This is a genomic window from Pseudomonas sp. EMN2 (genome assembly GCF_009650555.1).
In the GTDB taxonomy this organism is placed as follows: Bacteria; Pseudomonadota; Gammaproteobacteria; order Pseudomonadales; family Pseudomonadaceae; genus Aquipseudomonas; species Aquipseudomonas sichuanensis.
Genome location: NZ_VZZR01000081.1, coordinates 1 through 15,871 on the forward strand (window position 1 = coordinate 1; position 15,871 = coordinate 15,871).

Annotated in this window: 13 protein-coding genes; 4 read left to right on the forward strand and 9 right to left on the reverse strand. The window is 63.9% G+C overall.

What is annotated here, in order from left to right; all coding sequences use genetic code 11:
• Positions 1-47: 47 nt before the first annotated feature.
• From F6X61_RS21425 to F6X61_RS21455, 7 genes are all read right to left on the reverse strand, one after another.
• A complete protein-coding gene (locus F6X61_RS21425; protein WP_153788431.1) occupies positions 48-1,145 on the reverse strand; it encodes a DUF1513 domain-containing protein in 1,098 nt (365 codons plus the stop codon).
• Positions 1,146-1,147: 2 nt separating this feature from the next.
• Positions 1,148-2,212, reverse strand: a complete 1,065-nt coding sequence (locus F6X61_RS21430) for an imelysin family protein (RefSeq protein ID WP_153788432.1) — start codon at positions 2,210-2,212, stop codon at positions 1,148-1,150.
• A 20-nt stretch (positions 2,213-2,232) separates the two neighbouring features.
• A complete protein-coding gene (locus F6X61_RS21435) occupies positions 2,233-3,660 on the reverse strand; it encodes a di-heme oxidoredictase family protein (protein ID WP_153788433.1) in 1,428 nt (475 codons plus the stop codon).
• Between the two features lie 227 nt (positions 3,661-3,887).
• The gene (locus tag F6X61_RS21440) at positions 3,888-5,225 is read right to left on the reverse strand and encodes an imelysin family protein (protein WP_153788434.1); all 1,338 of its coding nucleotides are present in this window, start codon (positions 5,223-5,225) and stop codon (positions 3,888-3,890) included.
• A gap of 148 nt (positions 5,226-5,373) precedes the next feature.
• Positions 5,374-7,425, reverse strand: a complete 2,052-nt coding sequence (locus tag F6X61_RS21445; protein ID WP_153788435.1) for a bifunctional diguanylate cyclase/phosphodiesterase — start codon at positions 7,423-7,425, stop codon at positions 5,374-5,376.
• A 268-nt stretch (positions 7,426-7,693) separates the two neighbouring features.
• Positions 7,694-8,290 (reverse strand): superoxide dismutase, encoded by a 597-nt coding sequence (locus F6X61_RS21450; RefSeq protein WP_153788436.1) that lies wholly within the window; start codon positions 8,288-8,290, stop codon positions 7,694-7,696.
• A 295-nt stretch (positions 8,291-8,585) separates the two neighbouring features.
• Complete coding sequence (locus F6X61_RS21455; protein ID WP_153788437.1) at positions 8,586-9,185, reverse strand: LysE/ArgO family amino acid transporter; 600 nt, start codon at positions 9,183-9,185, stop codon at positions 8,586-8,588.
• Positions 9,186-9,310: 125 nt separating this feature from the next.
• On the opposite strand from F6X61_RS21455, the gene F6X61_RS21460 reads away from it, so the two are divergent.
• The 3 genes from F6X61_RS21460 (at position 9,311) to F6X61_RS21470 (ending at position 12,155) form a co-directional block, all read left to right on the forward strand.
• A complete protein-coding gene (locus F6X61_RS21460; protein WP_110993722.1) occupies positions 9,311-10,201 on the forward strand; it encodes a LysR family transcriptional regulator ArgP in 891 nt (296 codons plus the stop codon).
• A gap of 49 nt (positions 10,202-10,250) precedes the next feature.
• Positions 10,251-11,246, forward strand: a complete 996-nt coding sequence (locus F6X61_RS21465; RefSeq protein WP_153788438.1) for an NAD(P)-dependent oxidoreductase — start codon at positions 10,251-10,253, stop codon at positions 11,244-11,246.
• Between the two features lie 87 nt (positions 11,247-11,333).
• Positions 11,334-12,155, forward strand: a complete 822-nt coding sequence (locus tag F6X61_RS21470) for an ATPase (protein ID WP_153788439.1) — start codon at positions 11,334-11,336, stop codon at positions 12,153-12,155.
• 74 nt (positions 12,156-12,229) lie between these two features.
• Here the strand turns inward: F6X61_RS21470 and F6X61_RS21475 are convergent, their stop codons facing one another.
• A complete protein-coding gene (locus tag F6X61_RS21475) occupies positions 12,230-13,702 on the reverse strand; it encodes an inorganic phosphate transporter (protein ID WP_110993725.1) in 1,473 nt (490 codons plus the stop codon).
• Positions 13,703-14,009: 307 nt separating this feature from the next.
• Positions 14,010-14,216, reverse strand: a complete 207-nt coding sequence (locus tag F6X61_RS21480) for a hypothetical protein (protein ID WP_110993726.1) — start codon at positions 14,214-14,216, stop codon at positions 14,010-14,012.
• Positions 14,217-14,790: 574 nt separating this feature from the next.
• Here F6X61_RS21480 and pcaR point away from each other — a divergent pair.
• Positions 14,791-15,660, forward strand: coding sequence for a pca regulon transcriptional regulator PcaR (gene pcaR / locus F6X61_RS21485; protein WP_153788440.1), 870 nt, complete (start codon positions 14,791-14,793; stop codon positions 15,658-15,660).
• The last annotated feature ends 211 nt before the right edge of the window (positions 15,661-15,871 follow it).

Here is a 15,871-nt window from a genome sequence, read left to right on the forward strand (position 1 = left end):
GCGGTGCGCCGCTGCGACTTGCCCCGCGATAAGGCTTTTACGAGAAATCAGGCCAGGTGCAGGTGATTGTCCCAGAACCCGGACGGCAGGTTCATCGGCTGCCCGATCAGCTCTGCCTTGCGGCAGTTGTAGAAGCGGCAACGCCCCTGCCCGGAGGTGACGACGAAACCATCCTGCACCGCACCCACCCCGGCGCAATCGGGCATCGGTGCATCGAGCTTCACCGCGCCGCTGTCCAGGTCCCAGATGAACAACCGATTGGCCCGTGGCGCGGTCAGCGCCACCAGGCGCAGGTCGCTGTGGATGGCGACGCTGGCGGTGTACTGGGCCATCGACTGCAATTGCCGTTCGGGCACCGGGAAGGCCTTGAACGGCTCGCCTGGGCGTTTGATCGCCAGCAGCTCGGCCGTCTCTTCCGAGCTGCCCATGAACTGCTGGCAGGCCGCGATGGTGCCGTCGTCGCCCACCGCCAGGTGGCGCACGCTGTTCATCTGCTGGGCCAGGGTTTCCTTGCTCAGCAGGGTGCCGTCGCGCTGCATCAGCACCAGGCTCGGCTGCATGGCGTCGAGGTTCATCTCTACCCGGCTTTCGGCTTCGGTGCGGATGCCGCCGTTGGCCACCACCAGCGTCTCGCCGTCGGGCAACCAGGCCACTTCGTGGGGGCCGATGCCGTGGGTCGAGAGCTCGCCGGTGTGCACCAGGCGCTCACCTTCGAAGCGGTACACCCCCAGCACGCCACGGCCTGGATCGGTGGTGTCGTTCTCGGTGGTGTACAGCCATTCGCCGCCCTTGTGGATCACCGCATGGCCGTAGAAATGGCGGTGCGGCTGCGAGGTGACGGTTTGCAGCAGGCGCCCGTCGCGCAGGTCGATCAGGTAGCTTTCGGTGCCGGGCCGGCGGGCGACGAACAGGGCGATGGGCAGTTCGGGGTGGTTGATGATCGCGTGGCAACGCTGGGCCACCTGGGTGCTGAACACCTGGGTGCCGTCCAGGCGGAACCCGACGGCGTAGTGCTTGCCGTCGCCATCGTCGCGCGCCGAGAGCAGCAAGGGCTCGCTGCCTTTGTTGCGCAGCAGGCTCCAGCCGCCCAGGGTCAGGGCGCTGAGCAGTACGCTACCGAGTTTGATCGCCTGGCGTCGCAGCATGATCAGTCACCGTCGTTGGCGTTGAAGCCCAGTTGGATGTTGAGCGCCTTGGCCAGCTCGCCTTCGTGCAGGCGATGCAGGACGTTCAGGCTGTCGTAGATCTGGTTAAGCGCCTGCTGCCCGGCTTCGTCGGCCAGCAGCTCGCCGAGGGTCTTCTGGTTGTCGGCCAGCAGCTTGAGGGTGGCGGCGTAGGCGTCGTCGATCTTCTGTGCCAGCGCTGCCTGGTCTTTGCCCAGCAGGCCGCGCAGGCCCTGGTTGTCGACCCCGACCCAGACGGTCTGAGCGGCCTTGAGCGATGCTTCCAGGCTCTTGAGCGAAGAATGGCTGCGCCAGGCTTCGGCCTGCAGCGGTTGCGGGATGCCCTTGCTCTGGCGACCCATTGGCGCACCGAGTTTCTTCTTCAGGGTGTCCAGGCCGGTGACCTGGGCGCGCAGCAAGTCGGCGATCGCTTCGTGGGAGTCGGCGTAGCGCTGGTTGGGGAACTTGGTCATCTGCGACAGCATGCCGTCGGTGCTGTTCCAGTTCTTGAGGATGTCTTCGGCCAGGAGCTTCTGGTGTTCGCCGATCGCCACCAGCAGTGGGCAGTAGCGCGCCTTCTGTTCGGCCGTGGCCATGTCCGGCTTGCTGTCGAACAGGATGTACTCGTAGGCGGACAGGCCGCGCACCACGACGCTGGCCTTGCCCAGCGACTCGGCATCGACCGGCTTGTCGCCATTGACCAGTTGCTCGACCTGGCGGCCCACCAGGTTCTTCTTGTCTGGCCAGAACTGCACCTGCCAGGCGCGATTGCCTTCGGCCAACGGGCCGACCAGCAGCGGTTGCAGTTCGGCCCAGGCTTTCTGCGCATTGAGGAAGTCGGCGCGGGCGCTGTCCAGCGAGGCCTTGCCTTCGCAGTAGGCCAGGGCGCTGGCGGCCAACTGGCGGTCGGCCTCGACCCAGCGGCTGTAGGTCGGCAGGATCACTTGCTTGGCGATGGCGGCGGAGGTCACGGCTTGCGGGTCCTGCGGCGAGCAAGCGCCGAGGGCGAGTGCGGCGAGGCTGGTGAACAACAGTTTGGGTCGGAACATGCCCGGCTCCTTAGCGCGTTTTAAAGTGAATTCAGGAAGGCCAGCAGCGCGGCGCGCTGCTCGGCATTGAAGGTCAGTACCTGGTCGCGCGCCGTCTGGGCCTCGCCACCGTGCCAGAGCACGGCTTCAAGCAGGTCGCGGGCGCGGCCATCGTGGAGGAAGCGGGCGTCGCTGCTGACGGTCTGGCTCAGGCCGATACCCCACAGTGGTGGGGTGCGCCAGTCCTGGCCGTTGGCGGCGAACTCGGTGCGCTCGTCGCTCAGGCCCGGGCCCATGTCGTGCAGCAGCAGGTCGCTGTAAGGGCGTATCACCTGGCTGGCCAGCTCGGGCTCGGCGGCATCGGCTGCGGTGGTGAACTGCGGGGTGTGGCAGCTTTGGCAACCGGCCTGGTAGAACAGGTTCTTGCCGGCCAGTACCTGGGGGGCCTCGACGTCGCGGCGGGCCGGTACGCCCAGGTTGCGGGTGTAGAAGGTGACCAGGCGCAGGAGGTTGTCGCTGACCTCTTTTTCGCCATCGGCACCATCGCCATTGGGCGCGGCCAGGCAGTCGACCTGGGCCGGGGTGCAGTCGTCCTTGGGCAGCAGCGTGCTGGTCAGGCCCATGTCACCGGCGAAGGCATGCACGTTCTGCTGGTTGACGTTGGGTTGCCCGGCCTTCCAGCCGAAGCGGCCGACCACTGTCTTGCCCTGGGCGTCGTCCCAGACCCGGTTGGCACGGCCGCGGATGCCGTCGTGGTTGCGGTCGTCCGGGTCTTCGTTGGCCAGGATGTCGGCTTCGGCGATGGCTTCGAGCAGGCCGAGGCCGATCATCGGTGGGGCGATGCGGGCCGAGAAGCGGGTATCAGGGTGCATCGGGCCGTAGCCGAGCTGGGTGATCTGCAGGGTGGGGCGGCGCAATTCGACCTGGTGGCCGTCCTTGAAGGTGACGGTCTGACTGTCGTAGCTCACCCGTACCTTGCCCTCCGGCGCCACGCCGGGCACGGCCATGTCCTGCAGCTGGGTGCCATACACCGGCTCGGGCACCACGCCCAGGCGTTCGATGACATGGGCGTAGTAGGGCTGATCGGGGATCGACAGGCGTACCAGCATCGACACCGCGTTGCTGTCGCCGGGTTCCGGCGGGTGGCCGCGGCCGTCACGCACATGGCAGTTCTGGCAGGCGTTGGTGTTGAACAGTGGGCCCAGGCCGTCACGGGCGGTGGTGGTGGACGGGGCGATCACCCAGGGGCTGCGAAAGAAGCTGTTGCCCACGGCGAAGTCAAGACGCCGCTCGGGGCTGAGGTTGGCCGAGGGCAGGGAAAAGGCGTTGCGGTCACTGCGCTGCACCGTTGCCTGGCCGCCGGAGAGGGCTTCACCGGGCTCGGCCTGGGTGAAACGCGGGGCGTCGTCACAGGCGGCAAGGGCGAGGGCCAGCAGCAGGGGGCTTAGGCGGAGCAAGGACATCGACAATCCTGGGCGTGGGCGAAAAACCGGCGTGCAAGCTTATCAGGCCGGCCGTTTTTGAATAAGAGCAATTTGCAATTACACGGATGAAAAGAATGTGAAATTCCATCGTTTTCATTGCTTTTTATGGCCTCATCGCGGGGCAAGCCCGCTCCCACGCACCCCGCGATAAGGCCTAAAAGCAAAAAGGCGACCCGAAGGCCGCCTCTTTGCGTGAACCGTTAACGCGTCGATCAGAACTCGTGATCAGCGGTGTCCGGGTTCAGGTTGTCGATACCCAGTTTGCCTGCGGCCTGCTCGATCGCGCCGGTCTGTTTGACCAGCGAGGCGATGGCGTCACGCACGATCTGGTTGCCGGCAGCGTTGTCGGCGGCGATCAACTGGTCGTAGTGCTCGCCTTTGAGGGCGTGGTCGACGATCACCTGCAGCTTGGCTTCGGTGGCTTCCAGGTCGGCCTTGAGGGTGGCGTCGGCGGCCGGATCGGCCTTGGCCACCAGCGACGACAGGCTCGGGCCGCTCAGCTTGGTGCCGTCGGTGCGGGTGTACTCGCCCAGGTAGACGTTGCGGATGCCCTTGGCGTCATAGAAGTGCGAGTAGTGGGTGTTGTCGCTGAAGCAGTCCTGCTCGTCTTCCGGCGAGTTGGCTTCCAGCGAGACCTTCATGCGCTCGCCGGCCAGTTCGCCCAGCGACAGGCTGCCCATGCCGAACAGCATCTTGCGCAGGCCGTCGTTGACCGGCTCCGCTTCCAGGGTGGCGCGGTAGTTGTCGGCCACGTTCGGTGCCCAGTTGCCGACCATCTCTTCGAGGTCCTTGACCAGCAGCTGGGTGACCGATTTCAGGTAGGCGCGGCGGCGGTCGTTGTGGCCGCCGGTGGCGCCTTTGCCTTCCAGGTAGTCCGACGCCGGGCGGTTGCCCGCGCCAGGGCCGGTACCGTTGAGGTCCTGGCCCCAGAGCAGGAATTCGATGGCGTGGTAGCCGGTGGCGACGTTGGCTTCGGAACCGCCCAGCTCGTTCAGGCTGGCCAGCTTCTCGGGGGTGATGTCCTTGACGTCGACCTTGTCTTCGCCAACCTGGATTTCGGTGTTGGCGATGATGTTGGCGCTGGCGGCCGGGTTGCCCAGGGCGTGCTCGTAGCTCTTGTCGACGTAGTCGATCAGGCCTTCGTCCAGGGGCCAGGCGTTCACCTGGCCTTCCCAGTCGTCGATGATGGTGTTGCCGAAGCGGAACGCCTCGCTCTGCAGGTACGGTACGCGGGCGGCGGCCCAGGCTTCTTTCGCGGCCTTCAGGGTCTGGTCGTTGGGGCTGGCGAGGAACGCGTCCACTGCGGTTTGCAGTTGCTTGGCGGTGCTCAGCGAGTCGCTGTACACGGCGTAGACCATCTCGGCGTAATGCTTGACCACGGCTTTGCCGGCGGCTTCGTCGACAGCGCCCGGTGCGGCGGCGGTGGTGCTGGCGGCGGCAGGTGCCTGGGCTTGCGGCGCGGCGGCCTTGTCGTTCTTGCCTTCGCCGCAACCGGCGAGGGCGATGGCGATGGCGAGCAGACTGGCGGAGGCCAGAGGCATACGAATCATTATTGGTTTCCTGCGTCGTGTGGTTGGACCGTGCGGCGTGGCACGCGAAACCGCAACATCATGCGAAAGATTTGCATTTGCTGTAAAGGGGCGGGCGCGCATTTCATGCAAACGCCCGTTTGCGGTGCATCGGCATGTGTGGCGGGGGTTACAGCACCGAGACCTGGTTGCGCTGTGCCTGCTTGAGAAACGCGGTGAGCTCGCGCGACGACAGCGGCTTGCTGTAGTGGTAGCCCTGACCTTCGTGGCAGCCCTGGGCGATGATGTAGCTCTCCTGTTCGGCGGTTTCCACGCCTTCGGCGATGACCTGCATCCCCAGGCTCTTGCCCAGCTGGATGATGGCCCGGACGATGGTGGCGTCGTCGTCGTCGTCGAGCAGGTCCTGGACGAAGCTCTTGTCGATCTTGATCTTGTCCAGCGGCAGCGACTTCAGGTAGCTGAGCGAGGAATAGCCGGTGCCGAAGTCGTCGATGGCGATCAGCGCGCCTGAGCGACGCAGGCTGAGCAGGTGCTGGGCGGCGGTGCTGATGTCTTCCATCAGGCCGGTCTCGGTGACCTCCAGTTCCAGGCTGCGCGGTGGCAGGCGGTAGGCCTGCAGCAGGTTGTTGACCACCCGCGGCAGCTCGTTGTGGTGCAGCTGCACGGTGGACAGGTTGACCGCCATGCGCAGTTCGCTGAAGCCCAGGTCGTGCCACTCGCGCAGCTGGCGGCAGGCCTGGTCGAGTACCCATTCGCCGATGCTGATGATGTTGCCGTTTTGTTCGGCCAACGGGATGAACTGGTCCGGCGGCACCATGCCCAGCTCCGGGTGCTGCCAGCGCAGCAGTGCCTCGACGCCGACCACACGGTGGTCGCGGTAGCTGATCTGCGGTTGGTAGACCAGGTACAACTGGTTGCGCGGCAGGGCTTCGCGCAGGTCTTTTTCCAGTTCGCGGCGCCGGCGCATCTCGCTGTCGACGCTGGCGATGTAGAACTGGTAGCGGTTGCGCGAGCGGGCCTTGGCCAGGGTCATGGTCTGTTCGGCTTTTTGCAGTAGCTTCTCAGTGCTGTCGCCATCCTCGGGGAACAGGGTGATGCCGATGGTGGCGCGCAGGCGGATCTGCTGGTGATCGAGGTCGAACGGCGCTTCGAGGTCGTCGAGGATGCTCTGGGCCAGCTCGGCGGCTTCGTAGGGTTGTTCGATATTGGCCTGGACCAGGGCGAACTGATCGCCCCCCAGGCGGGCCAGGGCGCCCAGGCGGCCGCTGTGGGCGCGCAGGCGGTCGGCCAGGGCCAGCAGCAACTGGTCGCCAACCTGGTAGCTGAACTGCTCGTTGACCCCCTTGAAGTCATCCAGACCCACGCACAGCACGGCCACGCGCCGTTGCAGGCGGCCGCCGTCGTCGAGGATCTTGTCCAACTGCTGCTGCAACTGCTGGCGGTTGGGCAAGCCGGTGAGGAAGTCGTACTGGGCCATGCGTTGCAGGCTGTTCTCGGCTTCGTGGCGCAGGTGGGTGTTGCGCTCGATGGACGCCAGCAACTGGTTGGCGGTGTTGACCCAGATGCCCAGTTCGTTCTTCTCGTGGCCCTTGAGCAATGGAATCTGGTGCTGGCTGGGGCGGTCGGGGTTGATCTGGGTGAGGTGCTCGATGATCTTCGACAGCGGCTTGGTCAGCAGCCAGTGATACACCAGGTACAGCACCAGGCCCATGGCCAGGGCGCGCAATACCCCGGAAATGAAGATGATCACGGCGTTGATCAAAAAGCCTTCGCCGTAGCTGGAGGTGTCGAGGGTGATGCTCAGGTCGCCGTAGTATTCGCTGTACGGGCCGCGGCCGACCAGTTGCGTGGTGTAGGTGCGTTCCTGGCCAAGGATCGGGTCGGTCAGCCAGCGCATGGACATGTCCTGCAGCGGCCTGGATTTTTCCGCAAGCATGGTTTCGTTGGGGTGGCCGATGGAGGCCATGCGCACCGATTCGTCCTGGAACAGGCCTTCCATCACCTGCATGCCCATTTCCCGGTCAAGGCTGTACACCGCCTGGGTGGATGGGTCGCGGAACATGTCGAGAATGCGCTGGGCGTCACTGTTCACGGCCTGGCGAGTCTTGTAGACGTCGTAGACGATCTGCGCGCAGCTGAGCACGACGCCGACCGCCAACGCCGAGAGCAGCACCACCCTGAGCAACTTCACCGACAAGCTGTTGCGAAATTCCAGCTTCAAAGGGGTTTCCTTAATCCATGCGCATGCCATTATTTTGCCATCAATTCTGGCAACAAGACTATCGACCGATTGCCCGCCCATCGACGGAATTGCCCTTGGCTCTATATCGGTCGAGCGGCCATGCGACTTGAGTGCGCTGCATCAACTTTCCAGAAATTTGATGTTAGCGCGCTCTGCGTGCTGAGCAAGAGCGCAAAGGCAGACAACGCGCGAAAAAAAGGCGAAAAAAAACCCGGCGGCTGCCGGGTTTTTTGCATGGCTTGCCTGATCAGGCGGTGAAGACCTTGCCTTCGAACTGCTCGGCAACGAACTTCCAGTTGACCAGGTTCCAGAACGCCTCGACGTACTTCGGACGCAGGTTGCGGTAGTCGATGTAGTAGGCGTGTTCCCAGACGTCGCAGGTCAGCAGCGGGGTGTCGCCGCTGGTCAGCGGGCAGCCGGCGCCGATGGTGCTGGCCAGGGCCAGGGAGCCGTCGGCCTTCTTCACCAGCCAGCCCCAGCCGGAACCGAAGGTGCCGACCGAAGTCTTGGTGAACTCTTCCTTGAACTTGTCGAAGGAACCGAAAGCGGCGTTGATGGCATCAGCCAGGGCGCCGGTCGGCTGGCCACCGCCGTTTGGCGACAGGCATTCCCAGTAGAAGGAGTGGTTCCAGATCTGAGCGGCGTTGTTGAAGATGCCACCCGAAGAGCTCTTGACGATCTCTTCCAGGGTCTTGCCTTCGAATTCGGTGCCTGGGATCAGGTTGTTCAGGTTCACGACGTAGGTGTTGTGGTGCTTGTCGTGGTGAAACTCCAGGGTTTCCTTGGAGATGTGCGGCTGCAGGGCATCGTGGGCGTACGGCAGCGGCGGCAATTCAAAAGCCATGGTGGATCTCCTGATTCAGGTCTGTTCGCGGTTTGCGCAAGGCCGATCACGGGCGGCCCGGTGAGCGTCGGCGAGTTTGTACTCTTTGCGACGCAAGGGCTGGATCATAGCACCCGGACTTGCGCATAACCACGCAACAACTATAGGGAATAGAGGTTCCAGAGCGGTTGGCGCGGCTGACCGGCGGGCTGGGGGCCATTGTCAATGCGTACATGTGGGAGCGGGTTTACCCGCGAATGCGATGTTGCATCAACCGCCGCATTCGCGGGTAAACCCGCTCCCACACTGTATATCGTCAGTTAAAAATCAGCTGCGCCGCCACCGCGAACATCATCACCGCCACCATCAGGTCCAGCATCCGCCAGGTCGCCGGCCGTGCCAACCATGGCGCCAACCACGCAGCGCCCACGGCCAGGGTAGTGAACCACAGCAGCGACGCGCTGGCGGCACCGGCCACGTAGGCGCCAGGCACGGTCTGCTGGGCGCCGAGCGAGCCGATCAACAGCACCGTATCCAGGTAAACGTGCGGGTTGAGCAAGGTCACCGCCAGTGCGCTGAGCAGCACCGCGCGGCGCGAGCGCACGCCCTGGCCCTGCTGATGCTCCAGGCTCTGCTTGGAGCAGGCGCTTCGCAAGGCCTTGGCGCCGTACCAGATCAGGAACACCGCGCCGCCCCAGCGGGCCACTGCCAGCAAGGTCGGGTTATGCGCCAGCACCGTGGCCAGGCCGAACACCCCGGCGGCCACCAGCAGCGCATCGCAGACGATGCACAACGCCGCCACCGGCAGGTGATGTTCGCGCCGCAGGCTCTGGGCCAGGACGAAGGCGTTCTGCGCGCCGATGGCCATGATCAGGCCGAAGGCCACCAGCATGCCGTTCAGATAGCTTTGCCACATAGCGCCAACACTCCACTGACACCGGCGCGCAGGCCGGCGTTGATTGCCTAGAAAGATGTGGCCATTGTGGCGCCCTCGGCTGTATAAGAAAAACAAATAGAGCTGATCACTCATTAGAGAAATCGATGTTCGACTACAAGCTGCTCGCCGCCCTCGCCGCGGTGATCGAACAAGCGGGCTTCGAGCGCGCCGCGCAGGTGTTGGGGCTGTCGCAATCGGCCATCTCCCAGCGCATCAAGCTGCTCGAGGCCAGGGTCGGCCAGCCGGTGCTGGTGCGGGCCACGCCGCCCAGCCCTACCGAGGTCGGCCGTCAGTTGCTCAACCATGTGCAGCAGGTGCGCCTGCTGGAGCGCGACCTGCAACGCCAGGTCCCGGCGCTGGACGAGGAGGGCATGCCAGAGCGCCTGCGCATCGCGCTCAATGCCGACAGCCTGGCGACCTGGTGGGCGGGGGCCGTGGGGGCGTTCTGTGCCGAGCAGCAGGTACTGCTGGACCTGGTGGTGGAAGACCAGGATGTCGGCCTCAAGCGCATGCGCGCCGGTGAAGTGGCTGCCTGCCTGTGTGGCAGCGAGCGGCCGGTGGCCGGGGCGCGGAGCATGCCGTTGGGGGCAATGCGTTACCGGGCGCTGGCCAGTCCCGCGTTCATGGCGCGTTACTTCCCCAACGGCTTCGAGGTTGCACGGCTGGCGCGCACGCCGGCGGTGGTGTTCGGCCCGGACGATTTCCTGCAGCATCGCTACCTGGCATCGCTGGGTATCCAGGACGGTTTCCTGCACCACCTGTGCCCCTCGTCCGAAGGTTTCCTGCGCATGACCGAGGCGGGCCTGGGCTGGGGGCTGGTGCCCGAGCGCCAGGTGGCCGAGCAGTTGGGTCGTGGCGAACTGGTGGAAATCTGCAGCGATACCCCCATCGACGTGCCGCTGTACTGGCATCATTGGCGCAACGGCGGGCAACTGCTCGCCCAGCTGACCGAGCACCTGCGCCATTCGGCGCGGGACTGGCTGGTGCCCTTGTAGGCCTGGCCGGCGTCTGCTGCATCTGAAATCTGGCAAGGCGGAGTGTTACATGCGAATTCTGGTCACCGGCGCGAGCGGCTTCATTGGCGGGCGCTTTGCGCGCTTTGCCCTGGAGCAGGGCCTGGACGTACGGGTCAATGGCCGGCGGGCGGAGGGTGTGGAACACCTGGTCAAGCGTGGCGCGCAGTTCATCCCAGGTGATCTGGGTGACGCCGAATTGGCCCGGCGCCTGTGCCAGGGCGTCGATGCGGTGGTGCACTGCGCCGGTGCGGTGGGCAACTGGGGGCGGTACCAGGACTTCTACCAGGGCAACGTGGTGCTCACCGAGAACGTGGTCGAAGGTTGCATCAAGGAGCATGTGCGGCGCCTGGTGCACCTGTCGTCGCCGTCGATCTACTTCAATGGCCGTCCCCAGCGTGATATCCGCGAAGAGCAGGTGCCACGGCGCTTTCACGATCACTACGGATTGACCAAGCACCTGGCCGAGCAGAAGGTATTCGGTGCCCAGGAATTCGGCCTGGAGGTACTGGCCCTGCGGCCTCGCTTCGTCACCGGGGCTGGCGATGCGAGTATTTTCCCGCGGCTGATGCGCATGCAACGCAAGGGGCGTGTGGCGATCATTGGCAACGGCCTGAACAAGGTCGATTTCACCAGCGTGCACAACCTCAACGAAGCCTTGCTCAGCGCGCTGTTTGTCGAAGCGCCGGCGCTGGGGCAGGCCTATAACATCAGCAACGGCCACCCATTGCCGTTGTGGGATGTGGTGAACTACGTCATGCGCCAGATGCAGCTGCCGCAGGTCACCCGCTATCGCAGTTTCGGCCTGGCCTACAGCCTGGCGGCGCTCAACGAGGCCGCCTGCCTGCTCTGGCCTGGGCGCCCGCAGCCGACCCTGACGCGCACCGCGATGCAGGTGATGAGCAAGGACTTCACCCTCGACATCAGCCGTGCCCGCCAGTACCTGGACTACCGCCCGAAGACCGACACCTGGGCCGCGCTGGATGAATTCTGTCATTGGTGGAAAGCGCAACCGGGCAATCAGTGAACCTGCTGCCGGGATGATGGTCTGCAGTGCGCCGCCTTGGCGGTTTATACTCATGCCTCTTTGCTACCACAGCGGTTGAATGCACCCATGCGTAACGACGCCCACGACGATTTCGACGACGTGCCCGCCCTGCGCGCCGGCACCCCCGATGACGATGAATTGCTGCCTGCCCATGTCGCGCGCGGCCGCCAGAAGGCTGCGCGGCCGCGCAGCAATGGCCCGCTATGGGCATTGCTGGGGGCTTCGTTCATAGGCCTGGCCGGCCTGGGCTGGTGGAGTTTTCAGCAGATCTCGCTGTTGGAGCAGCAACTGGTGGCCACCCAGGAAAGCTTTGCCCGTATCAGCGAGGAAGCGGCTGGGCGCCTGCAGGCGATCAGTGGCAAGGTCGACGCCAGCGAGTCGAGCAGCACCACCGGTAGCGAAGCGTTGAAGCTGCAGATCCGTCAGTTGCAGGCCAACCTGGCCGAGCAGGGCAAGCAGCAGCAGGGCGTTGCCGGCCAGGCCGGCGACTTGGGCAAGCGCCTGGAACAGGTACTGGCCGATACCCGCGAGCAGCAGAAAGCAGTGACCGAGTTGCAGGGGCAACTGCAAGCGCAATTGAAGGCCGTGAATACGGAACTGGCGGCGTTGAAGTCGGGCCAGCTAGACGGTGGCAAGCTCGATGGTCAGTTGAAAAGCCTGAGCAGCGAGGTGGAGGCCCTGAAGAAGCGCAACCCGAGCGCGGCGATCGAAAGCCTGGAACAGGATGTGCTGGTGCTCAAGAGCCAGGCCGACAACCGCTCGGCGCAATCGGCCGGGGGCGCTTCGGTGCAGGAGTTCGATGCGTTCCGCGGGCAGACCACCCGCAATATCAACACCCTGCAGAGCCAGATCCAGAACCTGCAGCAGCAGATCAACGCTCGTCCTTGATCGGCCAGTTGCCGGGCGCTTGCCCGGACCATGAAAAAAGGCGCCCGAAGGCGCCTTTTTCATGACCACGGTGTTCAGCTCATGGCTTTGATAGCAAGCCAGAACAGGCCGGCGGACAGGCCCACCGTCGCTGGCAGGGTCAGTACCCAGGCCAGCAGGATGGTCTTCACGGTGCCGCCTTGCAGGCCGCTCTTGTTGGCAACCATGGTACCGGCCACGCCTGATGACAGTACGTGGGTGGTCGACACCGGCAGGCTGAAGATGTTGGCCATGCCGATGGCGCAGGCGGCGGTGATCTGTGCCGACATGCCCTGGGCATAGGTCATGCCCTGCTTGCCGATCTTCTCGCCGACGGTCAGTACCACGCGCTTCCAGCCGACCATGGTACCCAGGCCCAGGGCCAGGGCGACGGCGACAATCACCCAGAACGGCGCGTACTCGGTGGTGGCGGTGAGGTCTTTGCGCAGCTTCTCGAGGTCGGCCTTTTCGCGCGGCTCAAGGCCTGGCAGCTTGCCGACTTTCTTCGCCGTGTCGTCCAGGCACAGCAGGTAGCGACGTACTTCAACACGCTTTTCGGCGCTCAGTGCGCGGTAGTCGGTCACACCTTGCAGCGACGATTGCAGCGCGGCGATGGTCGGTTCGGTCTGCTGCGGGTTGCAGCTGAACTGCTCCGGCAGGTCGGCCGACTTGGCCTTGCCCAATGCCAGGTACTCGCCCAGCGTCGCCGCATTGCGCTCGTAGAACTGGCTCAAGTGCATGGTGGCGTCGCGGGTGCGTTCGATCTGGTAGGTGGTGCTGTTCAGGTCGAGCACGAACTTGGCCGGGACGATACCGATCAGTACCAGCATGATCAGGCCGATGCCCTTCTGGCCGTCGTTGGAGCCGTGCACGAAGCTCACGCCCATGGCCGAGATCACCAGCACCAGGCGGTTCCAGAATGGTGGGTGCTTCTTGTCGTCGAGCTTGCGGCGCTGATCCGGGGTCTTGTGCATCTTCGACAGCGGGCGCCACCATTTCAGGCCAAGCAGCACCAGCGCGGCAACGGCGAAGCCAGCCATGGGCGAAAGCACCAGCGACATGCCGATATCGATCGCTTTCTGCCAGTTCACGCCATCACCCAGCGGGATATCGCTGATCAGTGCATTGGCCAGGCCCACGCCAAGGATCGAACCGATCAGGGTGTGCGAGCTGGAGGCGGGGATGCCGAAGTACCAGGTGCCCAGGTTCCAGGTGATGGCCGCAGCCAGCAACGAGAAGACCATGGCCAGGCCGTGGCCGGTGTTCACATTGATCAGCAGCTCCACCGGCAACAGGTGGACGATGGCATAGGCCACGCCGACGCCGCCGAGCAGCACGCCGAGGAAGTTGAACACCCCGGAGAAGAATACGGCCAGGTGCGGTGGCATGGCTTTGGTATAGATGACAGTGGCTACCGCGTTGGCGGTGTCATGAAAGCCATTGATGAACTCGAAGGCGAGAACGAAGGTCAGAGCGAGCATCAGGCTCACGACGACCCAGGCATCCAGTCCGCTGAATAAATCGATCATGAAGGTTGTCTGGCGGTCTTTAGGGGGGCGGGATTATGCCAGAAAACCCTGCAAATCGATGCACCTGCCACAGTTCGATGACGGATGACCGCACGCTCAGGGGCGTGGTGGTCTGCGGGTTGTTAGTCGCGAACAGGCAGGTAAAAATCGCAAAATTACCTAAAAATCAACGATTTGAGTGAAAAACGCTGTGTAGGAATCTACTCAAACGGCCGTATGAAATTTGTGAAATTCCATTTCACCCACGGTGTTTCGGTAAAGATGCCGCCGCGCCGACGGTCAGTGACTGATGGCGCGGTGATGTCGCTCAGCTACGTTCGCCGTCGCTGTGCAGATCCTTCTCCATCTTTTCCAGTTCCTGGGCGAACGCCTGGTCGCGAATGCTTGCGCGCTTGCGCCAGGGTTTACGTTCCGGGTCGGGTTGTGCGGCATAGGTGGTGACTTCGCCACCGTATACATCCTTGTAACGTTCAGCCTGTCGCTCGAGTTCCGCGCGCAGTTCTTCTTTCGTCACAGTCATACCTGAAGAGTTTGAAGTTTGGCATTGGCAGATACCTGCACATTGGATGTAGCGGCGTATGCGGCCAATGCGAAATGTCCGTCGCAGCGATGCCGGGGTGGCAAGTTCAAGGCACGTTGAAAGTGCCGTTGTTCAACACCGGGCAAGCCAAACCGGGGCGGTGGCTTGAAGCTCATCAAGCGACGAAAGTTAGCTGATGGATCCACGTTACTGGCGGACAATCAACAGTAGCGATTATAGCAACAGCCCGAACGAAGGCTATCGTTGTTTTCCGCCTGCTGACAATGCCCTGCAAGTTGTTGTCGTCAGCACCATGTGAGTCTGTGGGCAGGCACTATAAGTTCAAACCACCGGGTTGGAAGTTAGGCTCGGGACGGTTGAAACAAAAACGGCCTCGCGGGTGGGCGAGGCCGTTGCCTGGGACTTCTACGGTGGGTACCTGACCAGTCTCTCCAAAGAAGCCACATGTGGCAGGGGAAAGGTATAAGCAAAAGTGTCAGCGGTCAATTGCGATTATCGGCCGTTCGTTCGATAATCGCACGAACCAGCGATTTTATGAGGCAGCTCCATGAGCGATGAAACCAGCGGCCCGGTGGCCAACGACCCCGCGCGCAGCACCACGCCGGCCATGGCCCCGCCGATCGTGGCGTCGGCGGCCAAGCGCATCCAGGCCTTCACCGGTGACCCGGACTTCATGACCTCTCTGGCCCGCGGCCTGGCGGTGATCCAGGCATTCCAGGAGCGCAAGCGCCACCTCACCATCGCCCAGATCAGCCACCGCACGGAGATCCCCCGCGCGGCCGTGCGCCGTTGCCTGCACACCCTGATGAAGCTCGGCTACGCGACGACCGACGGTCGTACCTATTCGCTGTTGCCCAAGGTGCTCACCCTCGGCCACGCTTACTTGTCTTCGACGCCGCTGGCGGTTTCGGCGCAGCCCTACCTGGACCGCATCAGCGACCAGCTGCACGAAGCGGCCAACATGGCCACGCTCGAAGGTGACGACATTCTTTACATCGCACGCTCGGCCACCGTCGAGCGGCTGATTTCGGTCGACCTCTCGGTAGGCGGGCGCCTGCCGGCCTACTGCACCTCGATGGGGCGCATTCTTTTGGCCGCGCTGGACGATGCCAGCCTGCACGAGTATCTGGACCGCGCCGACCTCAAGGCCCGCACCAGCCGTACCCTGCACGATGCGCAGTCGCTGTTGGCCTGTATCCAGCAGGTGCGCGAGCAGGGCTGGTGCGTGGTCGACCAGGAACTGGAGCAAGGCCTGCGCTCGATTGCCGTGCCTATCTATGACGCCTCCGGCCAGGTGCTGGCGGCGCTGAACGTCAGTACCCATGTCGGGCGGGTCAGCCGCAGTGAACTGGAGCAACGCTTCCTGCCGATCCTGCTGGCGGCCAGCCGTGATCTTTGTCATCAGCTGTTTGGCTGATTGCGCACGCCCACTGTAGGAGCGGCCTTGTGTCGCGAAAGCGCTGCGCAGCGGCCCCGGCGATCCATGCGGTAACGCTGGGGCCGCTTTGCGGCCCATTCGCGGCACAAGGCCGCTCCTACAAAGAAAGGCAGTGAACTGGTCAAGTAATTTTGGACACCGGTTAAGGTTTATGCCGCTGCCTTGAGCTTTTCCTCCATGGCTACTGGCG